This window comes from Vibrio sp. 1580, from assembly GCF_033340055.1.
Window position 1 is genome coordinate 549,168 of sequence record NZ_JAWOVT010000001.1, and the last position, 24,694, is coordinate 573,861.

The 24,694-nt window shown below is 44.6% G+C and carries 19 protein-coding genes; 8 read left to right on the forward strand and 11 right to left on the reverse strand.

The window, feature by feature from the left end; genetic code table 11:
- Positions 1-82: 82 nt before the first annotated feature.
- The 6 genes from R7093_RS02480 to R7093_RS02505 form a co-directional block, all read right to left on the reverse strand.
- Positions 83-1,168, reverse strand: coding sequence for an OmpP1/FadL family transporter (locus R7093_RS02480; protein ID WP_213879478.1), 1,086 nt, complete (start codon positions 1,166-1,168; stop codon positions 83-85).
- Between the two features lie 120 nt (positions 1,169-1,288).
- Complete coding sequence (vmeQ, locus tag R7093_RS02485) at positions 1,289-4,429, reverse strand: efflux RND transporter permease subunit VmeQ (protein WP_053350523.1); 3,141 nt, start codon at positions 4,427-4,429, stop codon at positions 1,289-1,291.
- 10 nt (positions 4,430-4,439) lie between these two features.
- Positions 4,440-5,582 carry an efflux RND transporter periplasmic adaptor subunit VmeP gene (vmeP, locus tag R7093_RS02490; protein WP_047101688.1) on the reverse strand — a complete coding sequence of 381 codons (1,143 nt, stop codon included), beginning with the start codon at positions 5,580-5,582 and terminating at the stop codon, positions 4,440-4,442.
- A gap of 90 nt (positions 5,583-5,672) precedes the next feature.
- Entirely contained in the window at positions 5,673-6,464 is a 792-nt protein-coding gene (locus R7093_RS02495) for a hypothetical protein (RefSeq protein WP_047101690.1), read from the reverse strand.
- A 528-nt stretch (positions 6,465-6,992) separates the two neighbouring features.
- A complete protein-coding gene (locus R7093_RS02500; protein ID WP_318146491.1) occupies positions 6,993-9,152 on the reverse strand; it encodes a prolyl oligopeptidase family serine peptidase in 2,160 nt (719 codons plus the stop codon).
- A 206-nt stretch (positions 9,153-9,358) separates the two neighbouring features.
- Entirely contained in the window at positions 9,359-10,930 is a 1,572-nt protein-coding gene (locus R7093_RS02505; RefSeq protein ID WP_033906795.1) for an ATP-binding cassette domain-containing protein, read from the reverse strand.
- Between the two features lie 445 nt (positions 10,931-11,375).
- Between R7093_RS02505 and R7093_RS02510 the strand changes: the two genes are divergently transcribed.
- From R7093_RS02510 to R7093_RS02520, 3 genes are all read left to right on the forward strand, one after another.
- Positions 11,376-11,801, forward strand: coding sequence for a universal stress protein (locus R7093_RS02510; protein WP_005375398.1), 426 nt, complete (start codon positions 11,376-11,378; stop codon positions 11,799-11,801).
- A gap of 166 nt (positions 11,802-11,967) precedes the next feature.
- The gene (locus tag R7093_RS02515; protein WP_005375391.1) at positions 11,968-12,585 is read left to right on the forward strand and encodes an NAD(P)H-dependent oxidoreductase; all 618 of its coding nucleotides are present in this window, start codon (positions 11,968-11,970) and stop codon (positions 12,583-12,585) included.
- Positions 12,582-14,546 carry a monovalent cation:proton antiporter-2 (CPA2) family protein gene (locus tag R7093_RS02520; RefSeq protein WP_005375390.1) on the forward strand — a complete coding sequence of 655 codons (1,965 nt, stop codon included), beginning with the start codon at positions 12,582-12,584 and terminating at the stop codon, positions 14,544-14,546. Before R7093_RS02515 ends, R7093_RS02520 begins: the two co-directional genes overlap by 4 nt.
- Before the next feature lie 92 nt (positions 14,547-14,638).
- Here R7093_RS02520 and R7093_RS02525 read toward each other — a convergent pair whose 3' ends face one another.
- Entirely contained in the window at positions 14,639-14,932 is a 294-nt protein-coding gene (locus R7093_RS02525; protein ID WP_005375389.1) for a hypothetical protein, read from the reverse strand.
- Positions 14,933-15,177: 245 nt separating this feature from the next.
- On the opposite strand from R7093_RS02525, the gene R7093_RS02530 reads away from it, so the two are divergent.
- Positions 15,178-15,471 (forward strand): ArsR/SmtB family transcription factor, encoded by a 294-nt coding sequence (locus R7093_RS02530; protein WP_005375388.1) that lies wholly within the window; start codon positions 15,178-15,180, stop codon positions 15,469-15,471.
- A 108-nt stretch (positions 15,472-15,579) separates the two neighbouring features.
- Here R7093_RS02530 and R7093_RS02535 read toward each other — a convergent pair whose 3' ends face one another.
- Positions 15,580-16,929, reverse strand: coding sequence for an alpha-amylase family protein (locus R7093_RS02535; protein WP_318146492.1), 1,350 nt, complete (start codon positions 16,927-16,929; stop codon positions 15,580-15,582).
- 521 nt (positions 16,930-17,450) lie between these two features.
- On the opposite strand from R7093_RS02535, the gene R7093_RS02540 reads away from it, so the two are divergent.
- Both R7093_RS02540 and R7093_RS02545 read left to right on the forward strand, forming a co-directional pair.
- On the forward strand, positions 17,451-17,807 hold the full coding sequence (locus R7093_RS02540) for a MerR family transcriptional regulator (RefSeq protein ID WP_005375386.1): 357 nt from the start codon (positions 17,451-17,453) through the stop codon (positions 17,805-17,807).
- A 58-nt stretch (positions 17,808-17,865) separates the two neighbouring features.
- A complete protein-coding gene (locus tag R7093_RS02545; protein WP_005375385.1) occupies positions 17,866-18,243 on the forward strand; it encodes a carboxymuconolactone decarboxylase family protein in 378 nt (125 codons plus the stop codon).
- Between the two features lie 77 nt (positions 18,244-18,320).
- Here the strand turns inward: R7093_RS02545 and R7093_RS02550 are convergent, their stop codons facing one another.
- Both R7093_RS02550 and R7093_RS02555 read right to left on the reverse strand, forming a co-directional pair.
- A complete protein-coding gene (locus R7093_RS02550; RefSeq protein WP_005375384.1) occupies positions 18,321-18,551 on the reverse strand; it encodes a PAS factor family protein in 231 nt (76 codons plus the stop codon).
- Positions 18,552-18,832: 281 nt separating this feature from the next.
- Positions 18,833-21,259, reverse strand: coding sequence for a M9 family metallopeptidase (locus R7093_RS02555; protein WP_005375382.1), 2,427 nt, complete (start codon positions 21,257-21,259; stop codon positions 18,833-18,835).
- A 448-nt stretch (positions 21,260-21,707) separates the two neighbouring features.
- On the opposite strand from R7093_RS02555, the gene R7093_RS02560 reads away from it, so the two are divergent.
- Positions 21,708-22,685, forward strand: coding sequence for a hypothetical protein (locus tag R7093_RS02560; RefSeq protein WP_065275418.1), 978 nt, complete (start codon positions 21,708-21,710; stop codon positions 22,683-22,685).
- Between the two features lie 31 nt (positions 22,686-22,716).
- Here the strand turns inward: R7093_RS02560 and accD are convergent, their stop codons facing one another.
- Positions 22,717-23,580, reverse strand: a complete 864-nt coding sequence (gene accD, locus R7093_RS02565; RefSeq protein WP_239939339.1) for an acetyl-CoA carboxylase, carboxyltransferase subunit beta — start codon at positions 23,578-23,580, stop codon at positions 22,717-22,719.
- A gap of 141 nt (positions 23,581-23,721) precedes the next feature.
- On the opposite strand from accD, the gene R7093_RS02570 reads away from it, so the two are divergent.
- Positions 23,722-24,621, forward strand: a complete 900-nt coding sequence (locus R7093_RS02570) for a LysR family transcriptional regulator (RefSeq protein WP_005375376.1) — start codon at positions 23,722-23,724, stop codon at positions 24,619-24,621.
- Positions 24,622-24,694: the final 73 nt, after the last annotated feature.

The following is a 24,694-nucleotide window of genomic DNA, read 5'->3' on the forward strand; positions in this document are numbered from 1 at the left end:
ACCTTAGATGGCGTGACAGCATCCAGTGCAGGTAGTTAGGGTAGAATGGCCTGTAAGGAAGGCGTTTAGCGATTAGGAATGATTAGTTTTTCCAGTTGTAGCTCATGCTCATGAAGTACAGTGCAGGCTCATCAAAGCCCGCTTGGAAGCGTGGCGTTTCTGACGATTCCATCAAGATCGCTTCAAACGCGAAACCAATTGAGTTTTCTGAATCCAATTTGTAATCAATGCCTGTACCAATGCGGTACGCCTTGCCAGTAGGAACGGTAATGTCACCGTTTGATTGGCTTTCATACATGCTGGTATCGAATGCAAAACCTGCATTCCACATCATTTTTTCATTCAGTTTGTACTGAGTACCCAATGCGATTTGGTAAGTGTCTTGTGTCTCTACGCCCAGCGTGGTTGTGTATTCGCTCCAGTCTTGCCAGTTCACGTTCCACATCACCGCTAGGTCATCATTCACTTCATGGTAAGCACTGAAGATCAGTTGTTGTGGAGCAATGGAGTTACTCTTGTCGAATTCAAATTCGGTTTCAGAAGAGTAAGACAGGCCAAGACGAGTGCCTGGTGTTGCCTCATAAAGCACACCTACTCGACCGTTGACCTGAGTATCTTGGTCTTCGTCATTGAAGTTCAGGGCTCCCTTCGTTTCCACTTCATACATACCGTACTGAATGCCAAGCGCCGCACCCACAGACCAGTGATCATTGATGCGGTAAGAAGCGGAAGGTTGAATGGTCAACGCTTGTGTCGTTGCTGTAGGAATATCTAAATGATTATTCAAAAGACCTTCGTACTCGAGGCCAAGGCCGTAGTTGCCATACAGACCAATACCCAGCGTCCATTTGTCGTTCACTTGTTGGCTGTAAAATGCCGACGCCATAGGAACAAAACCAATCACGTTGCCCGCATCGCTAGTCATCGTGTCTAGTTGCGCGTCACCGTAAAGGCCAATCAGGTTACCAGAGAAAGATTTACCAGAAACATTCGCCAGACCAGCCGGGTTTGCTGCCATTACTGAGGCATCTTGCGCACGAGCCGCCATACCAGCGGATGCCAAACCAATATCCGATGCTGTAGTTTCATAAAGGTATAACCCACCCGCTTGCGCAGCAGCACACGTCAGTAGAGAGCTCGCTACGACGATTTTTGAAAGATTTTTCATGCTAAAACCTATTATTGTTAGGGGAACCCACGCTGCGACGGTGGTTGTATATCAATGAAAGGCATTGGCCAATCGCACACAGCGTGGGGGTGTTGTGGAGTCAGTCAGTTGAAATCAGCGTTATTGCTCGCTCACCTCAAGTTCAGTGGGTTTCTTTCGCTTAAACTTCTCGCGCAGAGATTGCATCATCACGAAGAACACTGGCGTCAGTAACGTGCCTACAAACGTAGAGAGAATCATGCCGCCGAATACTGCAAAGCCCAGTGAGTGACGAGATGCCGCACCGGCACCCGATGCAATCACCAACGGGAATACCCCCCAGATGAAGGCAAATGCGGTCATCTGTACTGCACGGAAACGGATTCGAGCAGCTTCTTTGGCAGCATCAATGATGGATAAGCCCTTTTCTTCTCGCAGAACTTTGGCAAATTCCACGATAAGAATCGCCACTTTGGCGGACATACCGATCAAGATGACCACACCAATCTGCACGTACAAGTCGAACGGTTGTCCCACCAGCAGTAGCGTGCCCATTGCGCCGAGAATCGCGACTGGAACCGCCATCATTACCGCTGCAGGAATGGTCCAACTTTCGTACTGAGCCACCAAGAACAAGTATGTGAACAGCAAAGACAATGCGAACGCGATCGGCGCCATGTTGCCTGCTTTCATCTCTTGGTAAGTCATGCCTGACCACTCGTATGAGTAACCACTTGGCAAAGATTCCGCAGCCAGTTTTTCAATGGCTTTTACAACATCACCCGAGCTGTAACCTGGCGCTGGCGCACCGTTCACGGTTGCAGAACTGAACATGTTGTAGTTCGACAAGGTATCTGGGCCGAAGATCGGCTTCACTTTCACTAGCGTTGCCAGTGACACCATTTTTCCAGAGCTTGAGCGAACAAACAGATGGTTGATGTCGTCGATATTGTCACGGTATTGCTCTTCTGCTTGCACTTTCACTTGGTACGAACGACCAAACAAGTTGAAGTCAGAAATGTAGGCCCCGCCCAACTGTGCTTGCAGTGTGCTGAAGATTTCATTCAACGGTACGCCCATCGAAATCGCTTTATCGCGATCAATATCGATGTAACGTTGCGGAATATTCGCACGGAAAATCGAGAACGCACGTGCCACTTCAGGCAGTTGGTTGATTTGGGCAACAAAATCAGCGGTTGTTTTTGCCAACTCTTGTGGAGAACGGCCCAAGTTGTCCTGCAGCACAAGGTTGAAACCATCCACCGCACCCATACCTTTGATTGCCGGTGTCGCGAAAACGAACGAAGCGGCATCTGGCGTTGAGTTCAGCATTTGGTTAACTTTATTCATCAATGCGCGTTGGTGTAGCTCAGGGTCTTTACGTTTGCTCCAGTTATCCAGTTTGATGATCAACATGCCCGAGTTTGGAATCGACGCCATGTTAATTACCGAGAAGCCCGCAACCGAAACCACGTTCTCCACACCTTCCATCTGTTTTAGCTCATCAACGTACTTCTTCATTAATGGTGCAGTACGCTGCAATGCTGCTGCGTCTGGCAAACGCATTTCGACCATGAACACGCCTTTATCTTCGTTCGGTACGAAAGAAGAAGGTACGGTCATGAACGCAAATGCCAGCACCGCAATAAGCGCGCCATAAACACCGATACTCAGCACAATACGACGGCTCAAGAAGCCAACTAAACCTTGGTATTTGCGCGTTATTGCTTCAAAACCTCGGTTAAACGCACGCAAAGGCGCAATAGGTTGCGAGTGAGTAGATTTCAACATCAACGCACAAAGCGCTGGCGTTAACGTCAATGCGTTGATCGCAGAGATCAGCACCGATACACAGATGGTGACCGCGAACTGGTTGAACATTCGACCAGAAATACCCGGCAATAGCGCAACCGGTACGAATACCGCCAACAAAATAAGCGTTGTTGCCAATACTGGCCCCGTCACTTCTTTCATAGCTTGGATAGTGGCCGGAATCGGGTCTAAATGCTCTTCATGAATAACCCGCTCCACGTTCTCTACCACGATGATCGCATCGTCCACCACGATACCGATGGCGAGGATCAAGCCAAACAACGAGATCGTGTTAATGGTCATGCCCATCACGCCCATGATTGCGAAAGTCGCAATGATGGAAACCGGAATCGCTAAGGTTGGAATAATGGTCGCTCGCCAGTTCTGCAAGAAAACGTACACAACGAAGGTGACAAGAAGTACCGCAATCACCAGCGTCTCATACACTTCATCAATCGATGTCTCTACGTATTCGGTAGAGTCATACGCGATGTCATAGACCAAATCATCTGGGAACGATTTCTCGTACTCTTTCATGGCCTCTTTCACGCGTTCCATCACGTCTAGCGCGTTCGCGGTCGGCAACTGGTACAAGGCCAGAACGGCGGCTGGTTCGTTATTCATACGACCATCAGCTTCGTAACCTTGTGCGCCAACTTCGACACGAGCCACATCTTTCAAGCGAATCAAAGAACCTTTCTTGCTCGCGCGGATGATGATGTTCTCGAACTCTTCCGCAGAAGTAAGGCGGCCTTTGGTTTGCAAAACATATTGATATTGCTGGTCACCCGGAGCTGGCATACCACCGATCTTACCCGCCGCCACTTGGATGTTTTGCGTTTTAATTGCGCCAATAACATCGCTAGCAGAAAGCTTCAAGGTAGCCAGTTTATTTGGGTTCAACCAAATACGCATTGAGTAGTCTTTCTTACCCAGCAGCGTAATGTCACTCATACCTTCGATACGTTTTAGACGCTCGACAATATTGAGATCCGCGTAGTTAGAAAGGTAGATACTGTCGTGAGACTGTTTCGGAGAACGCAGTGTGATAACGCCCAGCATGTCGGAAGATTTCTTCTTAACCGTCACACCGATTTGGTTTACTTCTTGTGGTAGAGACGACGTCGCCTGTGCCACCAAGTTGTTCACACGAACCTGCGCCATATCGCCATCTGCGCCCACTCGGAAGTAAATACGCAATGTGTATGAGCCATCGTTACCAATCACAGAAGACATGTAAATCATGTCTTCAACGCCGTTGACTTTGGCTTCTATCGGTTGTGCTACGGTCTTTTTAACCACGTCCGCGTTTGCCCCCGGATACATGGTGCTCACCGTAATTACCGTTGGAGAGATTTGAGGATACTCAGAAATTGGCAAGACTTTCAGGGCGATCATGCCCATCAATGTCATAGCCAGTGAGATCACCAAAGCAAACTTCGGCCGGTGAATGAAAAATTTACTTAACATCAGTACTCACTCAGCCTTGTTCACTCTGTAGCTCAACGTCTTTCACCGTTGCACCCGGACGCACTTTTTGTAGACCATTGACGATGACTTTTTCGTTAGCCGCCAAACCAGTCAGCACAGCACGTTTCACACCGTAGGTCTGACCGAGTTCAACGTTACGACGAGACACCACGTGATCATCACCAACCACCATGACGTAGTCACCCGCTTGGTCTTGTTGAACAGCCGCCGATGGGATAAGCAAACCATCAATGGTTTTGTTGCGCAGCTTGATGGTCAAGTTGCCATATTCACCCGGCATAAGCGCGTAAGTTGGGTTATCGAATTGTGCTTCTGCTCGAATTGAGCCTGTTTCTAAATCGATCTTGTTGCCAACGGCGTAGATCTTGCCATCAAGTGGATACAATGAGCCGTCTGAAAGCGTCAGTGTTAAATCAACATCCAGTTTGTCATCGTTACGATGAGCCACATCAATGGCACTTCTTACTCGGCGGTAGAGCTTCTCATCCACATCAAAGCCAAAGCGAATTGGGTCTACTTGAGTGATCGAAACAAGAGGAACGATTTGAATTTTCGAAATACGGTCACCCACTCGGAAGTTGCTGAAACCCACGCGGCCAGAGAAAGGAGCGCGCACAGAGCTAAATTCAAGATCGAGCCTTGCTGAAACCAGCGTCGCTTTCGCCTCTTCTACCGAAGCAATCGCTGCGGCGTGCGCTGCAATGGCGTCATCGTATTGCTGCTCACTGATGCTTTTATCTTTGATGAGTTTCTTCACACGTTCTGCATCACGCGTAGTTTGAACGAGTTGTGCTTTTGCTTTTTGCAACGACGCTTTTGCATACGCCAGTGCCGCTTTGTAAGAACGGTCGTCGATTTCAAACAACAATTGGCCTTTTTCGACCATATCGCCATCTTTAAAATGAATCGCGGTTAATTCGCCACCGACTCGCGGCATAATATCAACGTCATTTACCGCTTCAGTTCGACCGATAAAAGTATGATAAGGAGTGATTTTTGTTTCGGTTAGGGTAACGGTTTCAACAGAGGGTGCTTGGGCTGTTTTCGTTGCGATATCGCCAGTTTTGCATCCTGATAGTAATGCAGAAGATATAGCAATAGATACCAACGCAAATTTATATTTGGCTTTCATGATAAACCTACTTTATTTAGAAAGTGCCCTAGCCTAAATATTTAAATATATGGATAAACACACTTTATATTCTGGAAATAAACGAGGGAGTTAGAATTGGTAGTTAAATTCGATACGGTGATCACCATCACAGAAATTAACGTGCTCATTCCAGTTTGCAAAGTAACGAATATTTGCGCGAGGATTAATTTGATAAGACAACGCAAACTCATGAGTCAAGATATTATCTTCACCCGCGTAATAAGTATCTTTATATTGACTAGACCCTGACAACGTATGCATATACATTGGGTTGTAGTTAATCCAGATTTTATCGGTTAATTCAATTTTTGAGTACATACCCACAACAGTGAAAGTACCTGGAATTTCATAACCTTTGTCATCACCACTAAAATCATTAGCAATAGTGACACCCGCACCAGCTAAAGGAAATAGCTGCAACATACCAAACTTAGGTAGACCTTGAATAAAGCTATAAGATGCATCTAATTTATCGTTATCAACGTCGTAGTTTACATCTAATTGACGGCCTAGACCTTTTGCGACTTCTACTTGGAAATTACGTAGTCGGAAAGAGTCAATGCTGTCATCAACGTTGGCATATATTGGATCGTCATTGTCGCGAATGCCAAATAGCTCACCACCAATGCCTTTCATTTCAATGATGTTCATCGCCATGGTACCAGGCTGGCTAGATTGGTAAGTTTGACCGATTTTGATGTTCGCGCCTTTATCAGTAATACCAAAGCCAGCTTGGGTGTATACCGCAAGTGGGTCAGACATATCTTGTAGTTCTTCGTTATTGTTTGTCTGCGCATAGGCAGAAGACGCGAGTTGTAGGGCTGCAACCATAATGGCAACAGACGGTTTCACTAAATTCATAAAACTGTATCCATTTTAATGATTATAAAATTATTCACGTCATGAGGTCATCATAAATAGCAAGCAACACAACTCGCTTTGGATAACATAAATTATCAAAGCAAATTCAATAATGACGAAACATTCGACGTTTTAATTAAAATAAAATAAAGCATCGTAAAAGTTCAATCACCGCTACTTATATCTTATATAACTTGAAATTTGGTAATACCAATGAAGAAGGAAATATTAAAACTTATGAAAATTCAATTATCATTAGAACAAATGATTAATTAATTTTACCATATAAATAGAGAGTGCAATGGATTTAGGTGATCGCGATCAATGTTTCATTTCGATCGTACAACACTCTTCAGATTAATTAGAACATTATAATAATTTAAAAAACCTTAGTTTGATTAGCCTAGCATCAGATTAGAATAGTAGGCCTATAATAAATAAAAAGGGAGTCACTCTCTGTGATTCCCTTTTATTATCGAGCGATAAAGCGCCGATGCGTTTCGATAACTAAAACGCAAACAATTCGCACTATTGCAGTTTCTCTATTCCCATATTGAACAGTGCAAAACTATAAATATCTGCATTTGTCTCAATTATTTTACGCGTTGGTGTGCCTGCACCATGTCCTGCATTGGTTTCGATGCGAATTAAGGTCGGATTTGAACCCGCTTGCTTCGATTGCAACTCAGCAGCAAATTTGTATGAGTGAGCAGGAACAACACGGTCATCATGATCACCCGTTGTAATCAATGTTGCTGGATATTCCACCCCCGCTTTTACATTGTGCACTGGCGAATAACCTTTCAGATATTGGAACATCTCTTTACTTTGCTCTGCCGTACCGTAGTCATACGCCCAACCAGCACCTGCGGTAAAAGTATGGTAACGCAGCATATCCAGTACGCCGACTGCTGGCAGCGCCACTTTAAATAGCTCCGGACGTTGCGTCATAACGGCCCCCACTAACAAGCCACCATTCGATCCACCGTTAATGGCTAACTTGTTTGATGACGTTACCTTTTCATCAATTAGGTATTCAGCCGCCGCAATAAAGTCATCAAACACATTTTGCTTTTGCATTTGAATGCCAGCGTTGTGCCATTCTTTGCCATATTCCCCACCACCACGAATGTTCGCTACCGCGTAAACACCACCAAGCTCTAACCAAGCCGCACGTGTCGGGCTAAAAGATGGCGTGAGGCTAATGTTGAAACCGCCATAACCATATAGGATGGTTGGTGCACTGCCGTCCATCAGTGTCCCTTTTTTATAGGTGATGATCATCGGCACTTTTGTTCCGTCTTTTGAGGTGTAAAACACCTGGCGAGATTCATACAAAACAGGGTCAAATGGCGCTTTAGATTTGTAGTACACCTCGCTATCACCATCTTTGATGTTCAGACGATAGGTAGTGCTTGGCATCTTGTAGTTGGTGAAAGAGTAGTAGACTTCGGTTTCTTCTTTTTTCCCCGAGAAACCGTATGCGCTGCCAATATCAGGCAATTTGATTTCTCGGATGAGTTTGCCGTTCATGTCGTATTGCTTCACCATCGAGATCGCATCAACAATATAGCTCGCAAACAAATTGCCACCCGCGGTAGAAACACGTAACACGTTCTTTGTTTCAGGAATCAAATCTTTCCAGTTTTTGGGCTGCGGCTGACTTGCATCCACCGTCACGACGCGTTTGTTCGGCGCATTAAGGTTCGTAACCAAGTACAGTTTCGTGCCTTGGTTGTCTATCACCCAAGTATCAGAACTGGTGTTATCTAAAATGGTTTTGAGCGAGCTATTTGGCTTACTCAGGTCTTTGAAGAACAGTTTGTTGCCCGACGTCGATACGCTGGCTGAGATAAACAAGTAGCGTTCATCTTCCGACGTGTAACCCCCAACGTAGCGATACTTTTCGTCCTTTACACCACCGAAAATTAATTGGTCTTCACTTTGTTTCGTCCCTAGTTTATGAAAGTAGAGCTTGTGTTGGTCTGTCTTCGCGGAAAGTTCACTCCCTTTTGGCTTGTCATAACTTGAGTAATAGAAACCTTGATTGCCGAGCCAACTGATGCCGCTGAACTTAATATCCACCAGCGTTTCGCCGACGGGCTTTTTGGTTTCTGTGTCTAACACAATGACTTTGCGCCAATCGCTACCGCCTTCCGAAATGCTGTATGCAACCAAAGAACCATCACGTGAAAAGCTCACTCCCGCTAACGATGTGGTGCCATCTTCACTAAAAGTATTTGGATCGAGGAAAATTTCTGCTTCGCCATCACCTAACTGCCGATAAAGCACATCTTGGTTTTGTAGCCCGTCATTTTTGTAGAAATAAGTGAACTTACCCTCTTTGAACGGTTGGCTTTGCTTTTCGTAGTCCATGAGCTTAGTGATGCGCTCTTCAATCTGCTCGCGGTAAGGGATTTTCGACAGATAATCAAACGTCACTGCATTTTGTGCCTTAACCCATTCTGCGGTTTCTGGGCTGAGATCGTCTTCCAACCAGCGATAAGGATCACTCACTTTTGTACCAAAGTAGTCATCGACAACATCCACTTTTTGTGTAGTTGGATACGTGATGGTTTTCAGGGTTACCTGTTCAACCGACGATTGCGCCGCTTCATTTGCATACGCCACAGACAACACACTTCCGAGTGCGAGAGCCGTTGTGAGTGCTAGGGTGTTCTTTTTCATGAAATTCCTTTTTATTTTTCTGTTGTCTTTTTGTGCAATACATCAGAACTCTACTATATATCGACAAAATGAATCTAATTTCATTAAACGAGTTGTGAAAGCCATCCTAACTCCCTCATTTACTTCCAGTTCTACAAACTAGTAAGTGGAAGTGTAGAACTTGGGAACAATACTGAAGAGCTACGATGACGTTTACTCTCTTTCGTCTAAGTCAGCTCGATTTGGCGCAAAACCCCAGACTCAGAAGCGAAATCTTGGTCGTGACTAATCAGAACAAATCCACCTTTGTATACATTTAACGCCTGACTAAGCATTATTTTTGACTCGAGGTCGAGATGGTTATCTGGTTCATCAAGCAGCAGCAAAGGCTGAGAATTTTGGTGGCTGACTATCAGCATCGCGAGCTTCATCTTCTCGCCACCGCTCAGTAGGCGCCCCAATCGAAACACTGCATCTCGACGAAAACCGATCCCGGCCAATAAGGTCCTCGCTTCACTTTCCGTCATCTCTTGGCAGCTCTCCATTACGTTCTCAAGTAACGAAAGATTTGGATTCACTGCACCAAAATGTTGGTCGAGATAATACAAAGGCGTATTCACTTGCAACTCACCACTCTGCAACGATAACTCGCCAAGCAACGTCTTTAACAAGGTTGATTTTCCGCAGCCATTTCTCCCTTTGAGATGGACTTTGTCGTTCGCAAAAATCTGCAACGTGATAGGCGTAGAATTCCCAAAAGGTAATATACCTTCTTGTATCGACAACACTTTTCGCGAACGGTTCGGATTATCTGTAAGATAAAGCTTTTGCGCCTTGAGTTGCTCATGTCGCGATTGCAACGCCTGTTCTTTGGCTTGTAAATGCGCTTGTCTGAGTTGCTCATTCTTATTGCGATTTGAAGCGCTGGCGGTCGCGCTATCCTTTTTTCCATCAAGCAAAATTTTGGGCTGACTGCCGTCTTTGCGCAGTTTGTTCCCTTGCGCGGCGCGTTGGTCTGCTTTTTCGCGATTTTTCTGGGCTTGCTCGGCTAACCGTTTTTTCTGTTTATCGACTTGCGCTAACTGCCTCTCGACCGCTTGCAGTTCAGTGCGTTTTTTCTCGGCGTACACATCGTAATTTCCACCAAAAGCCTGTAAACCTAGGCCCGATAGCTCCCAAATTTCCTCCATCTCTCGCAGCAGCTCACGATCGTGACTGATGAGTAAAATCGCACCGCTGAAATGCGTCATAGACTCTATCAGCCATTGTTTCGCCTCGGTATCGAGGTGATTGGATGGCTCATCGAGAATCAAAAGATCCGTTTCGTTTTCAAATAACTGCCATAACTGCAAACGCGCCAACTGACCACCACTGAGCCGAGCACAAGAGAAATCAGGGTCTTGCGGCAAGCCCATCGCAGCAAGCTGCTGTTTGAGTTTCAGTTCAATATCCCACTGTTCGCCAACCAGTTCGAACCAATGTTCAGAAACATCACCTTGTTCAATCTGCTTCAAAGCATGTAAGGCCGAGTCTGTTCCCAGAAATTGGGCGATCGATTGCTGACCTGAAAGCAGATCAGACGGCTGCTGGCGATACATCATGAAAGAAGAGGGAGCAGTCACAACACCGCTGGCAGGCTGAATTTCTCCCGCTAAAATGGAAGCCAAAAGCGACTTGCCGATGCCATTGCGCCCAACCAAACCAACACGTCGTTTAGTCATGGAACAAGAAATAGACTGGAATAGCGTATCGCCATTATCAAACTGATGGCTAACATTAAAAGCTTGTAAAACTGGCATAATTTGCCTCCTGTATGACAGGGACAACAGCCGTAGCTATGATTTGAAATGGCAACAAAACGCGTGCACAAACGCATTAAGCTCTATGTAAAGCTCGACGATATACGTCAAATCAAAAAGTCGTCTTGTTGCAAAGAAATATCGGAAAGTGAGCTACGCCTACTAACCCTGCAGATCCAAAAAATAAGTAAAAATATGGATGACAGGTTTAGTTCTTCATGTTGGCGTAATCTCCTAGAGAAATGATGCACAGAGTGTAGCCGCTTTTTTGTTCAAAAAGCAAGCTTTCTAACCAAATGTGAACAAAAAGAAAGTTTCACAGTAAGTTGTTATATCACATTAACTTTTTAACAAGTCTTTGAACAATTTCGAGATCTTAGCAACACAATTTTTATCCAAGCCATACTATGCTTAGAGTAAAGATAATCCACATAAGGGCGTGGTTATGAAATACAAACATATCCTTGTTGCACTCGAACTGTCAGATGAAAGCACCGTGCTTATCGACAGAGCGGTATCAATGGCAAACTATCTCGACTCCGATATATCCTTTATTCATATTGATGGTACGCACGGAGAAATCTATCGTGAGCTTGTAGACATCAAAGAAAACCCGGATCAAAGGCCGTTGAATGAGCATTCAATGGAATGTTTAAAAACATTTAGTGATTACATGGATTACCCACTTAAACATTTCTTCGTAGGTACTGGCGACTTGGCTGATAAATTAGAGGTCACCATTAAAGAGCAAGAAGTGGATCTTCTGATTTGTGGTCACCACCAAGATTTCTGGAGCAAGATTATTTCTTACTCCAGACACTTAATTAACAAGTCACCGGTGGATATTCTAGTCGTCCCTATTCATGATTAGTAAAACGTAACGCTTCCCAAAACCACCAATTTATTTGGTGGTTTTTTATTGATATTGAAACAGCTTAAACCGTTTTCCAAACTAGCTTGGCGATCATTTATGAGTTACATTTTCTAACCAACCCGCGCTCCTACTGGGCATGGTTATTTAGATAGCAAGGATCCCTATGGCAAATAAAAAAGTACTCATTCTCTTTGCTCATCCTTCCCAGCATCGTTCAGAAGTGAATACTCCACTTTTCAAAGAAGCTCAAAAAATTGAAGGCGTGACATGTGTTGATCTCTATGGCGAATACCCTCGTTTCGATATTAATATCGACCGTGAGCAGCAACGCTTACGTGAGCATGACGTGGTGATTTTCCAATTCCCACTATATTGGTATTCAACGCCTGCGATTTTAAAAGAGTGGCAAGATCTGGTTTTGGAATATGGCTTTGCTTACGGTACAGATGGCACAGCACTGCAAGGTAAGACCATGCTTTGTGTGCTGTCTGCAGGGGGTAAAGAAGAAGCTTATAAGGCAGAAGGCTACAACCACTTTACGATTCGTCAACTGCTTGCGCCTATTGAACAAATGTCCGCACTGACAGGCATGAACTACATTGCCCCTCTCGCGATGTTTGGCGCACGTACAGCAGATGAAGAAGGGCGAATCCCTCGTCATGTTGAGCGGTACAAGAGCCTGCTAACAGCTTTAGTCGAAGATAGGTTGGATGTTGAAGCTGCGGCGTCATTAATCAAGCTTAACAGCGCATTGCCAGAGCTCATTAAGGAGGCTTCATGACAGGGATATTCTTACAAGCCTTCGTATATTTGATTGCTGCTGTAATTGCAGTCCCACTTGCTAAGCGTTTGGGACTTGGGTCCGTTTTAGGCTATCTCATCGCAGGTGTGGTCATTGGCCCAATTATCGGTTTAGTCGGTGAAGAAACAACAACAATCCAGCACTTTGCCGAGTTTGGCGTGGTGATGATGCTGTTTCTCGTTGGTTTAGAGCTCGAACCCAAAATGTTGTGGGCGATGCGCAATCGCTTAATGGGTTTAGGAGGTCTGCAAGTCGGTGGTACCGTCGCGGCGATTATGGGTATTGCCTTGTACTTTGACCAGCCTTGGACCATAGCCTTAGCCATAGGTTTGATCTTCGCCCTCTCTTCTACTGCGATTGTTTTGCAAACTTTTAGCGAAAAAGGATTAACGAAGACGGAAGGTGGACAAAACGCTTTCTCCGTGTTGCTTTTTCAAGATATTGCAGTGATACCAATGTTGGCGTTCATTCCTCTATTGGCCTTACCTGAATTAATTGAACAGGCACAGTCCGCGGCTCAAACAGCCGCAGCGCACCATGAAGAATTAAGCCTCGTTGCGGGATTGCCAGGCTGGGCATACGGCATCGTAATCACAGCATCGATTGCAATCGTCGTCGTTGGTGGACACTTTTTAAGTCGACCTCTGCTCAATTATGTGGCTAGCTCTGGTTTGCGAGAAATCTTTACCGCAACTGCACTCATGCTTGTCATTGGTATCGCTGCACTAATGAGTTTAGTGGGCTTATCTCCTGCCTTAGGAACCTTCTTGGCTGGCGTTGTATTGGCGAACAGTGAATTCCGCCACGAGTTAGAATCCAATATCGAACCATTTAAAGGTCTATTGTTAGGTCTGTTCTTTATTACCGTTGGCGCAGGGATCAACTTCTCGGTCCTTTTTGGTGATTTCTGGTTGGTCATGGCATTGACCATTGGCGTGATGGTTTTGAAAGCCTTGGTGCTGTTTATTCTTGCACTGATATTTAGGGTGAAAGGCAGCAACCGCTGGCTGTTTACTCTAAGCTTGGCTCAAGCAGGTGAATTCGGCTTTGTGCTTCTAAGCTTTTCAGTGCAAAACCACGTCATCCCATTTGAACTCTCACAAACTCTTGCGTTAGTGGTTGCGATTTCGATGTTCCTGACACCAGGTTTGTTTATTCTGTTTGATAGAGTGATTCTGCCGCGCTTTGAAAGCCAGTCAAATGAACGCGAAAGCGATACGATTGAGGAAACAGGCACGGTGATCATCGCCGGCATCGGCCGCTTTGGACAAATAGTGAATCGCCTATTGGTATCAAACGGCGTGACTACCGTGGTACTTGACCATCAATCTGACCAAGTCGATAACATGCGCCAGATTGGCACTCGCGCCTATTTTGGCGACGCGACTCGACCAGATATGCTACATACAGCCGGCATTGAGCACGCCGCTGCGTTGGTTGTGGCGATTGATAACCAAGAATCGAGTGTAGAACTGGTGAAGTACGTTAAGCACACGTACCCAAAAGTAACAGTGATTGCACGTGCCTTTGACCGTGGACATGGCTATCTTTTGCGTCAAGCGGGGGCTGATATTATTGAATCAGAGACCTACCATTCTGCATTGGAGATGGGCGGTCACACAATGAAAGCCCTTGGCATTCACCCCTTCTTTGTTGAACAACAGAAGGCGACATATAAGCGTGTTGAAGCACGTAAGTCAGAAATACTTTACAAAGCTTGGGAAGATGATTCTGAAGGTGAACGCTATGACAACAATTTCCGACAACTGTTTATTCAGTTAGAGGAGAAAATGGCGGAAGAGATGCAAAAAGATCGTCATGACAAACTATCGCGGTCAGAACGTGGTTGGACACCGCCACCTAAAGGTTACGCAGATGACTTTAATGAAGATAACGTCCAAGAGCTAACACCACCAAGAGAAGAGCCTATCCAACGATAACGCACTCCATATTAAAAACCTCCCGCTTGGGAGGTTTTTATTTTTTCAGTACAGAGCCACACGCCGTGCAGGATAAAATGATCTTCTCGATATTACATAAGATCATTCATTAAAATCTCATACTCTTCGTTTGCTTCTTCCACTAAATGAGAAAGCTCTAACGCATCAGTAACTGCAAGATTGAACTGCCACGGAGTTGTGTCTTCTTTACCACAGATTCGAGTTTCACACCCACGACTCTCAAAAGACAAATCATCAAACTCTGTGGTGTGGCGCTCTTGAAGTTCAACAATCTCAACTTCTAATTTACCGACAGGATTGACTTTAACGTGGGCATGTAACTCCGAACTGTTAGACAAACAATAATCTCTATGAACCGCAATCATGGCCGCCTCCTTGGTCTGCCAACTGACAACTCAACATTGAGTGTAGACGAGGGATTTTGAACGTGGCGTGAAATAATAATGAAGATTGATCTGTCTCATTAGAACAGACAATTGTTGCCATGAAGGCATGAGCCAGTATGAATCTCATCTGATTTAAATTGTTCTGAGATCGTAATAGTTGGCATTTACCGAGACTTTCCCTATTATCGAAACAAAATTACTGTGGTCATTCTTTAGAGGTCAGTATGGAGCTTGAAGCCGTTGCTAAAGCACTAAAAGAGTTAGGGCATCCGACTCGTTTAAGTATTTACAAAGAAGTCGTCAAAGCGGGATACAAAGGTATCGCGGTAGGCGGCGTACAAGAAAAGCTTGGCATTCCAGCATCCACTCTCTCTCATCATATCTCTAGCCTTGCTTCAGCCGGTCTTCTCACCCAGCGCCGTGAGGGTAGAACCCTTTTTTGTGTTGCAGAATATCAGTGCTTAGATGACGTAATTGGTTTTTTAAAAGCAGAATGTTGCGTTAACGAGTGCTCATAAATTTCTAGCAAAAACGAGAGAGTTTGAGTTTATATTGAATTTCAGCAGAACGTGAATGACGATGAAAAACATACACACCGAAATTGCTAACCTCGGTGTGTACATCTTCTAGTTCGCGACGAGTAACATTGACGACTTAGATGGTACGATTAACTTACCGTCAGTTGGAATGATTTGTTCTGTCATCAAATCAACCCAATTACCATCGATTTTTAATGTCAAAGACTGTTGACGCTGTGATTTATTAAGCACCACAATACCTTTGTCACCTCGCTTAAGTACGAGCATGTCATCGTTACCTTCAAGAACACTCATCGGCTCGCCATGCGTCATATTATGGAACTGGATCATTTTTGCCATACTCGGATCGCTCCATGCACCCTGCCATCTTGGCTGACCATTTTTGCCTTTAATACCGCTGGTGTTTAAGTCGGTATAAATCAACGGCACACCACCATCTCGGCCTAGAATATAGGCATAAGCTAACCATTCGTTTTCCTCGTCCATGATGAGATCAAGAAAGACATCATTGTTAGGAATATCATGTGTGATAGCAAATGTAATCGCACGACCGGGGGACAAAGCCTGACCAAAACAATAGGGATCAATCAGAGACTTGAAGCTGCCCTTTTTAGCAAACGCCTTAAACATGGTTGAGAACAAAGGGAAATCGTACGCACCTAGGCGAGTTTCCTGTAGATACGGCTCAAGAAACAGCTGATACTCTTCTTCCGTCGCACCGCCATCGGTAATAATTTCACCAAATATATGCACATCCCGCGTGATGTCGTCTGTCCAAACACGCTTAAGATGCTCTAACGTCATGTGTTTCGCAGCGTCAATACGAAAACCTTTCACACCAATAGCTTTCAGCGCTTTTAGGTACGCTCGCTGCTGCTCAACGACATGGTCACAAACACGAAGAGTTGGCAAGCCAGGATCGGTTGGTCCACCTGTGATACGTCCGTTTTGAACCTGCCACTTATCTTTCCAGTCTTTGATGCCGAATGCTTCAACAAAGTCCTCTTCATCAAAAAGTGGTTGAGATAGATCGCCAAACAACGCTAGCGACTGATATTTCTGTTTGTTGTTCTGGTATTCCTCCAAGACCTCTTGTCTTGGGTACTGAAGGTCTCTGCGAAGGTGGGCCTCATTTGCCATATGGTTAAACACTACGTCGGCATAAACCCACACACCAACTTGCTCCAGTTCACGAACCATATGAATAAAATCTTTGGTATCACCCAAGGCATTATCGATAACACGATAATCCTGTGGTTGATAACGCTGCCACCAGCGCTCATCGTGTGCGCTTTTCATTGGTGGCGAAACCAACACAGAGCCATAACCAAGCTCGCGGATTTCTTTTGCTCGTTGGGCAATGTCAGCATACTTCCAATCAAACGCATGTAAGATAACGTTTGCACCGAATGATTGTGTTTCCTGTGAGCCACTCATGTTGTTCTCCTGCTCGTTTCCACTCACGATTACTTGTTTGCATTTTTTTGTGAGTGAATTCAATAATCGAAATTATAAAAGCTATTCATCAGAGGCACTCACCCTTTTAGCACTAACTCAAGGCTGAAATCGAAGGCGTAGCGACTCATCCATTGCACAGCGATAAATCGTTCTGAGTGAATAACGGGCACACAACATACAACCCAAATAGCCCAACACAGACCTAAAACATTGTTTTGCTTAGCAAAAACTTCAATTTAAAAAGATAGAACATAAGACCTATGTACGCCCTAAAATAGGCCCAAAGGATAAAAATAGCCAAGCCAACCCGTTGAGTAATCAATTGTTAATAAAACGAAACTGGCAGGTGGATCACGTTTGGCGCGTTTCAAAAATCCAGTAAATCACCATACCTAGTGTTAAAAGACTAAAGATTTCTGTTTGTATCTGTCCCGAAATGACTTCAAAATGCGAAACTTAGCTTATCTCTATGGGGGTATGCTCTACCTTGGAGGATAATATTGAATATCAAAGAATTTTCTGACCTCGTCGGGCTATCTGCTCATACTCTTCGATACTATGAAAAAATCGGTTTACTTAAACATGTCCATAGAAACGCGAGTGGACATCGAATGTATAGTTCGAAAGATCTAAACTGGATAAGCTTTGTTAAACGTTTAAAAGAAACTGCAATGCCACTTGAAGAGATTCTAGAATATGCCAAATTAAGGGAAGTCGGCTCTCAATCTGTACCACAACGTCAAGCCCTGTTAGAACAACACCAAGAAAACCTCAAACGCCACATTGAGCAACAGAAAAAGCACTTATCGGCTCTAGAAGAAAAAATTGCCTTGTATAAAAGCGGAAAAGTTCGTTGACTTAGAGTTAACTCTAACGATTAAGGTGTGTTTACGTTTATTCACTAGGAACATACCGATGGAACAATCACGCTTTAACAAAGGATTAGAACTACTCTCTCAAATTGATGGCGACGCTGGTCATAATGTCATCGAAACCTTACAAGATATTTGTCCAGATTTAGCTCAGTACACCATTGAGTATCCGTTTGGCGATATTTATGCTCGCCCGGGCTTAGACCTAAAATCGAGAGAAATCGCAACCGTCGCCGCGCTAACGGCAATGGGGAATTGCGCGCCGCAACTAAAAGTGCACTTAAATGCAGCGCTGAATGTAGGCTGTAGCGAGGATGAGATTAAAGAGATCATTTTGCAGATGTCCGTCTACGCAGGTTTTCCCGCGGCATTAAACGGCATGTTTGCATTCAAAGAAGTGCTAGCGGAAAGAGCAGAGTAATAACGACGTTGAAATCAATTTAACCGCAATTAAAAACGGCCCTTGGGGTTCGGGCCGTGATTAAAACAACGAGTGAATTAGCGCTCAGGAGTTTCAAGCAGTTTAACCGCGCAATCTACCGCGTTGTTAATGCCTTGACTGCTCTCCAACTTGCCTGAACTTGCAGGACCAAGGGCACAAGAATACAAAGCCAGCTGCTTATCGAACGGCAGATCCAACTGTTCATAGAGATTTTGTCGGATTCTTGCATGTTGTTCTGGTTCTTGGTTAGCAAGGCTAATCAACGTTTCATAAATAAGCGTTTTCATGTCTTTCCCTTTTCACTTTATTGCACGGGGTGCATATATATTGTATCCATTTGGGAAGCACAAATCAGAAGCTAGGTCACAGAACGCGTCGCTAAAAAAGTTTATGTGCGCGGTAAATTGCAATACAAACCTAAAGCCGTTTAGAAAAAGGGCAACTGATAACTCGATAGATCAGCCGATTAACTAGCATTCGCCGCTGTTTGTTTATAATCGTGTCCGATATAAACAAAAACGTCGCTGTATCAGCGACGTTTTATCTCGACTTTAGTCAATCGAATTTTTTAGTTGAAGTGCACTAGCATTTCAACGTCATCGCCTTGCTCTGGAGCCTGAAGAGCGAAGTGCACGTACCCTGCTTCAGTAACAGGAATCGCAAGGTATTCATTGCTGCCTGCATAGTTGGACGCATACTCGTGCTGCTCTACTGTAGGCCAATGCTCCCTACTCGCGTATAGATCGACATTACCAGTTTGAGAGTGAGCCGTTAGCCATACACGAACCTCTTCAACACCTTCAGGCACATAAACTGCTGCATAACGCTGCTTGTGAACGGTAAGCATTTTGGCTTCACCAGACTCTAATACCACAGGTGCTAAATCATCTTGCACCTGGGTTGGCGGTGTTTGCGCTTCCACTTCTAACGCAGCCACAAGATTCACTGAGTCATAGCTATCACGTCCAGTTAAGCTGATGTAGTAACGACCCGCTTTAACGTAACCATCTTGCTCTGGTTCAAACACAATCTCTTCATTGCTGCCATCAGCATATTGACTCATTTCGAAATCATAGTAATGCGCGACTTTGTTGTAGCTCATGTAAAGATCCGCATCACCCGCACCCTCAATAGATACATTGAAGTTAACGGTGTTGGCTGGAACATCAACGTAGAACAGTTTTTCGCTGTATGCTTCGCCACTGAGCTGAAGGCTTTGGTTCGCCGTCAATTCAGTCACTTGTGCTTCAGGGCTTGTTGGTTCTGTTGGCTCTTCTGGGTCTGTATCAGGTTGCTCAGGTTCCACTTTTAATGTGTCCAACCAACGTTCAAACTCAGCATCGTATTGTTGACCTAAAGACGTCACCTGCTGTGCCCATTGTTCGAACTGGCCAGAGCGCGACAATGCCAACAAGCTTTCGACGTCTTGTGGATGATTTTCTAACATGAATCGAACAGCTAGATAACCCCAACGATAGATACGATTGGTATCGTGAGAGTACGTGGTATCAAACACAGTGGAAAGGCTCAGTTTACCATCTGCAATCAGCTCAATCGCAGCTTGGTAACCTTGCTTGTAATGCATGTATTCAGCAAAACCTTCTAGCCACCAAACAATATGACCATGAGCCAAGTTATCGCTGAACGAACCGTATTGGTTAAATCGTGCATCTAAATAGTGCGTGTATTCATGTTCTAGGTTCAAGATAGAGAGATCTTCACCATTCGCGTAGCGATAAGCGACGAAACGCGCAGTATTGTCCGCTTTTGAAGGGTCACCTTCTAGGTACTGACCACCGTTGTCCGTTGTATTACCAAATAGGAATGAAGAGTAATCAACGTAACTAGTGTTACTCGCGAATACCGCCACTTCAACACGATCATTCAAATCATCAGCGACAGGTTGATTACCCGTATTCGCAACTCGATGGAAGTCGGCTTCTTTTGCCGCTAGCACTTCACACGCTTTCGCTGCTTGAGCATCGGTCAGATCCTCAGAGCGAATAATGGCAGGTCCCTGACATTCAAAACGATTTGGCATTACACGTGCAGCTAAATCTTGCTTGGCTTGCTCAATATTCAGACCATTTAGGCCTTCTGGTGCGTAGTAGCTCATCATTTCAACGGCAGCAAGCCATAGTTTGTCATGCTCACTACCCAGTGGATAACGCTGCATCACCTGTTGCATTACTGCCAATGCTTTGCGTTTGGTCTCCTGATCTGGGCTCGCGAGCAAACGACCAGTTTCACGTAATGCATTGAAAACGATAAAGCTTGCATCCGTATCTAATGCCCAAGCATTATCAGATGCGAATTTCACCAACGTATCAATATGGTGAGTATTGTTTGCCATGTATCGGTAGAACGCATCGTTCGCCGCATGGCCTGCCATAGAGCGGAACAAGTTGTTTAAACCATCGACCCATTGCGTGTCCTGCGCGGTTTCACGATTAAAGTGCATCAACGCGGCCATCATGCTATCCATGGTCAGCGGCAACTGCTTAACGTTATCAACCATCAAAGTCAGGCTCTTCATTGCACCAACTTGTTCACGACCTTGATCCAAAGCATGAGGATTGTTTAGGAATAGGTTCGTCGACTGAGCAAAACGCTGACTCAACGCTTGCGAAAACTCAGGTGTACCAGTACCAGCGTTGTAGCGAACGTAGTAGGCCGCTCGAATAAATTCGCCTAGGTTCTCTAGAATACGAGCTTGATCTGCTTCACCACGATAGCGAGCGATTTCTTGATCCAGCGCGACTTGGATACGGCTTAGGCTCGCTTCACTATAGATATCATTCAGCGTTTCTGAAGGTGCTGAAAACCAAGCGTGGTAGCAATCATACTCAGCACCAGAAACGGCAGTAGCCAGATCTCGCGATTGTTGTAAATCAGCAACAGCACACTGATTTTGTGCAAAAGAGAAGCCAGACACACTCGCTAGCATACAAGCAAGCGCCAAACGATGGCGCGGGAAAAAACGGATATGAGACATAACAACACTCATTGATTATTAACATACATTGAGTGGGGGTTTATATTCTTTACAGCTCAAACAGTGAAATCAGTGTCATAAAATTTATGAAACCGCTCCCAAAAATAGGTCTTTTACTCTAATTAAATGGGAGCAATCCCACTCCAAAAAAACTCACAATTATCAATAAAAACATTAATTTACCTTTTTCTAAATAACGACTTTATGAGGAAAATTGCCCTTAAACGCCCCCCTTAACTCTTCCAGATAGAGTTCACGACAATCAAAGGTTCTAAATTAAATTTTGATGCTTGATACCATCTATTTTTATTTGTGACTCATTCCCAATAAGTCACAGAGTGCATATCAAAAGGTTGGCACTAATGGTAAATTCTCCGCCAAATCAAACACATTTACTCCTCCAGTCATTGATGAGTGAATAAAGCAGATATTTGGCTAGGGATAATACATGTCACTTTGGGGATTTTGGGGAGCGGGGATTGCCTACTTCATGACAACGTTTGCCTTTGTTTTTGGCGGCATTTTTTGGTTATGTTCTGAAGGTAATACATTAAGAGAAACAAAGCGCCAATCATCAATAATGTCCGGGGTTATTGCTTGTACTATTGGAACTTGGGTGCTTGCTTTTGGTGTTTACGTTTACGGTTACTTTTGGGATAACTCTTCTCACTATTATTTTTATTTGCTCGCTCCATGGGGACTTGCCATTTTTGGGGTAAAACTTCGTAACCGCTGGGTTAAGCAATACGCGCGTGTAAAACACGCAAAAGAAGAACAGTGGCAAAAGCACTGGCGAGAATTATTAGGGGAAGATACTGAAGAGCTTCCACCATATACACATGATTACGAGCTCTACTCGGGCATTTGGCAAGCCAATGAAGCGCTCCAAGAACAGTGTTTTGCAGCCCTTCCTCACGGGAAAGCAGTCTACGAGAGAGTGAAAGCCTTCCAAACGATGGCCTCCCCCGCTGGTGACATAAACAATCAAGTTTTGCTGAGTAAACTCGATCAACTAGAGGATGAAATCATTCAAGTTCTTGAGCAACACTCGCAAAAGAAAGTAAGCATTGAAACTGGCGCAGGTACTTTACACAAAGAGTCAAAACGCAATGTTTATCACCATGAGAATGGCCCAACAGAAGAGCAACTGTACGACTCAATCAACCTCCAACATGATTTGGATCGAGAGCTACGCAACATTATCTATGATCGGCTCGGTTACGATGGCGAAGATGAGTACTTTTTCCTCCAAGCGCCACTCGAAGAGCTTACCGAGAATGAAACCGCAATCAACTGGATGCTCTGGGGGTTAGTAAGCAACCATTTTGCTGTTGACCCATACCAAACGGCGTTGGATCTCAGCCTAATGAATGCGGAACCAAGATGGGGGCAAAATGAACGGTTTGTAATGATTACGGCTCAATAAACGCAAGTACTAAGTCTAATTTTAATACAACCTATTCTGAGACCACCCTCGCGTTGGTTAACTTAGCCAGTAAGCGGCCAACGCGATCGCGCATTTCACGTCTATCGACAATCATATCTAGCGCACCATGCGCTAGTAAAAATTCACTTCGCTGAAACTCGTCTGGTAACTTTTCACGTACCGTTTGCTCAATGACCCGTCTTCCCGCAAAGCCAATACTTGCTTTAGGTTCACCAATATTGATGTCTCCTAACATGGCTAAACTCGCCGAGACGCCACCATAAGTTTGGTCCGTCAATACTGAGATATAGGGTAATCTGTGCTCAGATAAGTGGTTTAACGCGGCGCTGGTTTTTGACATTTGCATTAGTGCCACCAAAGACTCTTGCATGCGCGCCCCTCCGCAAGCGGAAAAACATACTAACCCAGATTTTGTATTAATTGCGCTTTCAATTGCTCGGACAAACTTCTCGCCAACCACTGCGCCCATCGAGCCTGCCATGAAAGAGAATTCGAATGCACACGCAACAACAGGCAGCCCCAATAACTTGCCCTGCATCACCACCAACGCATCTTTTTCTCCAGTCGTTTTCTGCGCTAAAGCAATTCGCTCTTTATATCGCTTTAAGTCTTTAAAACCCAAAATATCTTGTGGCTCCAACTCACTTGCCAACTCTTGTTGTGTTCCATGGTCCAGAAAAGAGAGCAACCTTTGACGCGCAGCCATTCTCATGTGATATGAGCATTTAGGGCATACTTCCAAATTTTCTTTTAACGCGGCACGATAAAGTATTTGTTCACACTCAGGACACTTTGTCCAAACGCCCTCAGGGATAGACGCTTTGCGCGAACCTATTATATTTTTATTCTCAAACAACCGTTCTAACCAGCTCATAAATTCACCACTATTGATTACGTTCTAGCGCGATATCTCGTTGTTTGTTCGCTTAAACTTGTAAATAAAATTGTATGTAACTTAGTACAGGGATAAAGTGCGATATGCTGGCTTGATAATCCAATAAAGTGGGATAATGAAATGTTTGATAACGTTGACCAAATCTGGTTAAAAAGTTTTCACTGTGTTTATGAGAACAACAGCTTTAAGCGAGCCGCTGAATGTTTGAATATACCAACATCAAATATCAGCCGACACATTGCCCTGCTTGAAGAAAAGTTAAACATTAGGTTGTTCAATAGAACAACAAGGCGAATGACGCCTACCGAGGCTGGAGAAGAGCTCTATAGCAGCACTCGTCCGTTATTGGAGCAACTCAACGCTGCACTAGAAACGGTAACGCGCCACTCGCACACGGTAACAGGGGAACTGCGAATTCTTATGCCAGACACACCTGTACTGGCCAAAGCGGTTGTCACCTTTTGCACGCAATACCCGTCAATCTCTTTGTCTTGCGATACAACGCTAAACCCTAAAGATGATGTTATTGACAGCTTTGATGTCATTTTGAGTTTTCATAGAGGGACTTTGTCAGACAGTAACTGGGTGGCGAGAGAGATAAAACGCTGGCCCAGTGCCATTTTAGCCGCGCCTCAACTAATTGAGAAATACGCCACCCCTTACAAAATTACGGATCTAAGTCATGTTCCCTGCATCACGACGCTTACCGCAGTAAATGGTGCACCATGGGTATTCAGAAACCCTGTTGGGGGCCATATTACTCAAACTGTGCAATCTTCATTCAAAGTAAACAGCGGTCATCTCGCCAGATATGGCGCGTTATTAGGGCTTGGATACGCAATATTGCCAATTGAGTCATGCCAAAATGAGATCAAAAATGGTGAGCTAGAAATCGTCACTCTAGAGTACGAACCTGAGGATTTAGTGCTTTACGCCTTTTACTCGTCAAGAAAACATGTAGCTAAGAAAATATCTATGTTTGTTGAACATTTAAAGCAAAACGCAAAACTCAACGCCTAGCTAAGCTTTACTCAACTAATTTATCGTATTCTGTTTTATCGTCTAGAAAGGACAAACACCGCTAAGCGATTTG

Bases quoted from the DNA above. Each gene is read 5' to 3' on its own strand.
- R7093_RS02480 (WP_213879478.1), bottom strand. From the start codon at position 1,168: ATGAAAAATCTTTCAAAAATCGTCGTAGCGAGCTCTCTACTGACGTGT.
- vmeQ (WP_053350523.1), bottom strand. From the start codon at position 4,429: ATGTTAAGTAAATTTTTCATTCACCGGCCGAAGTTTGCTTTGGTGATC.
- vmeP (WP_047101688.1), bottom strand. From the start codon at position 5,582: ATGAAAGCCAAATATAAATTTGCGTTGGTATCTATTGCTATATCTTCT.
- R7093_RS02495 (WP_047101690.1), bottom strand. From the start codon at position 6,464: ATGAATTTAGTGAAACCGTCTGTTGCCATTATGGTTGCAGCCCTACAA.
- R7093_RS02500 (WP_318146491.1), bottom strand. From the start codon at position 9,152: ATGAAAAAGAACACCCTAGCACTCACAACGGCTCTCGCACTCGGAAGT.
- R7093_RS02505 (WP_033906795.1), bottom strand. From the start codon at position 10,930: ATGCCAGTTTTACAAGCTTTTAATGTTAGCCATCAGTTTGATAATGGC.
- R7093_RS02510 (WP_005375398.1), top strand. From the start codon at position 11,376: ATGAAATACAAACATATCCTTGTTGCACTCGAACTGTCAGATGAAAGC.
- R7093_RS02515 (WP_005375391.1), top strand. From the start codon at position 11,968: ATGGCAAATAAAAAAGTACTCATTCTCTTTGCTCATCCTTCCCAGCAT.
- R7093_RS02520 (WP_005375390.1), top strand. From the start codon at position 12,582: ATGACAGGGATATTCTTACAAGCCTTCGTATATTTGATTGCTGCTGTA.
- R7093_RS02525 (WP_005375389.1), bottom strand. From the start codon at position 14,932: ATGATTGCGGTTCATAGAGATTATTGTTTGTCTAACAGTTCGGAGTTA.
- R7093_RS02530 (WP_005375388.1), top strand. From the start codon at position 15,178: ATGGAGCTTGAAGCCGTTGCTAAAGCACTAAAAGAGTTAGGGCATCCG.
- R7093_RS02535 (WP_318146492.1), bottom strand. From the start codon at position 16,929: ATGAGTGGCTCACAGGAAACACAATCATTCGGTGCAAACGTTATCTTA.
- R7093_RS02545 (WP_005375385.1), top strand. From the start codon at position 17,866: ATGGAACAATCACGCTTTAACAAAGGATTAGAACTACTCTCTCAAATT.
- R7093_RS02550 (WP_005375384.1), bottom strand. From the start codon at position 18,551: ATGAAAACGCTTATTTATGAAACGTTGATTAGCCTTGCTAACCAAGAA.
- R7093_RS02555 (WP_005375382.1), bottom strand. From the start codon at position 21,259: ATGTCTCATATCCGTTTTTTCCCGCGCCATCGTTTGGCGCTTGCTTGT.
- R7093_RS02560 (WP_065275418.1), top strand. From the start codon at position 21,708: ATGTCACTTTGGGGATTTTGGGGAGCGGGGATTGCCTACTTCATGACA.
- accD (WP_239939339.1), bottom strand. From the start codon at position 23,580: ATGAGCTGGTTAGAACGGTTGTTTGAGAATAAAAATATAATAGGTTCG.
- R7093_RS02570 (WP_005375376.1), top strand. From the start codon at position 23,722: ATGTTTGATAACGTTGACCAAATCTGGTTAAAAAGTTTTCACTGTGTT.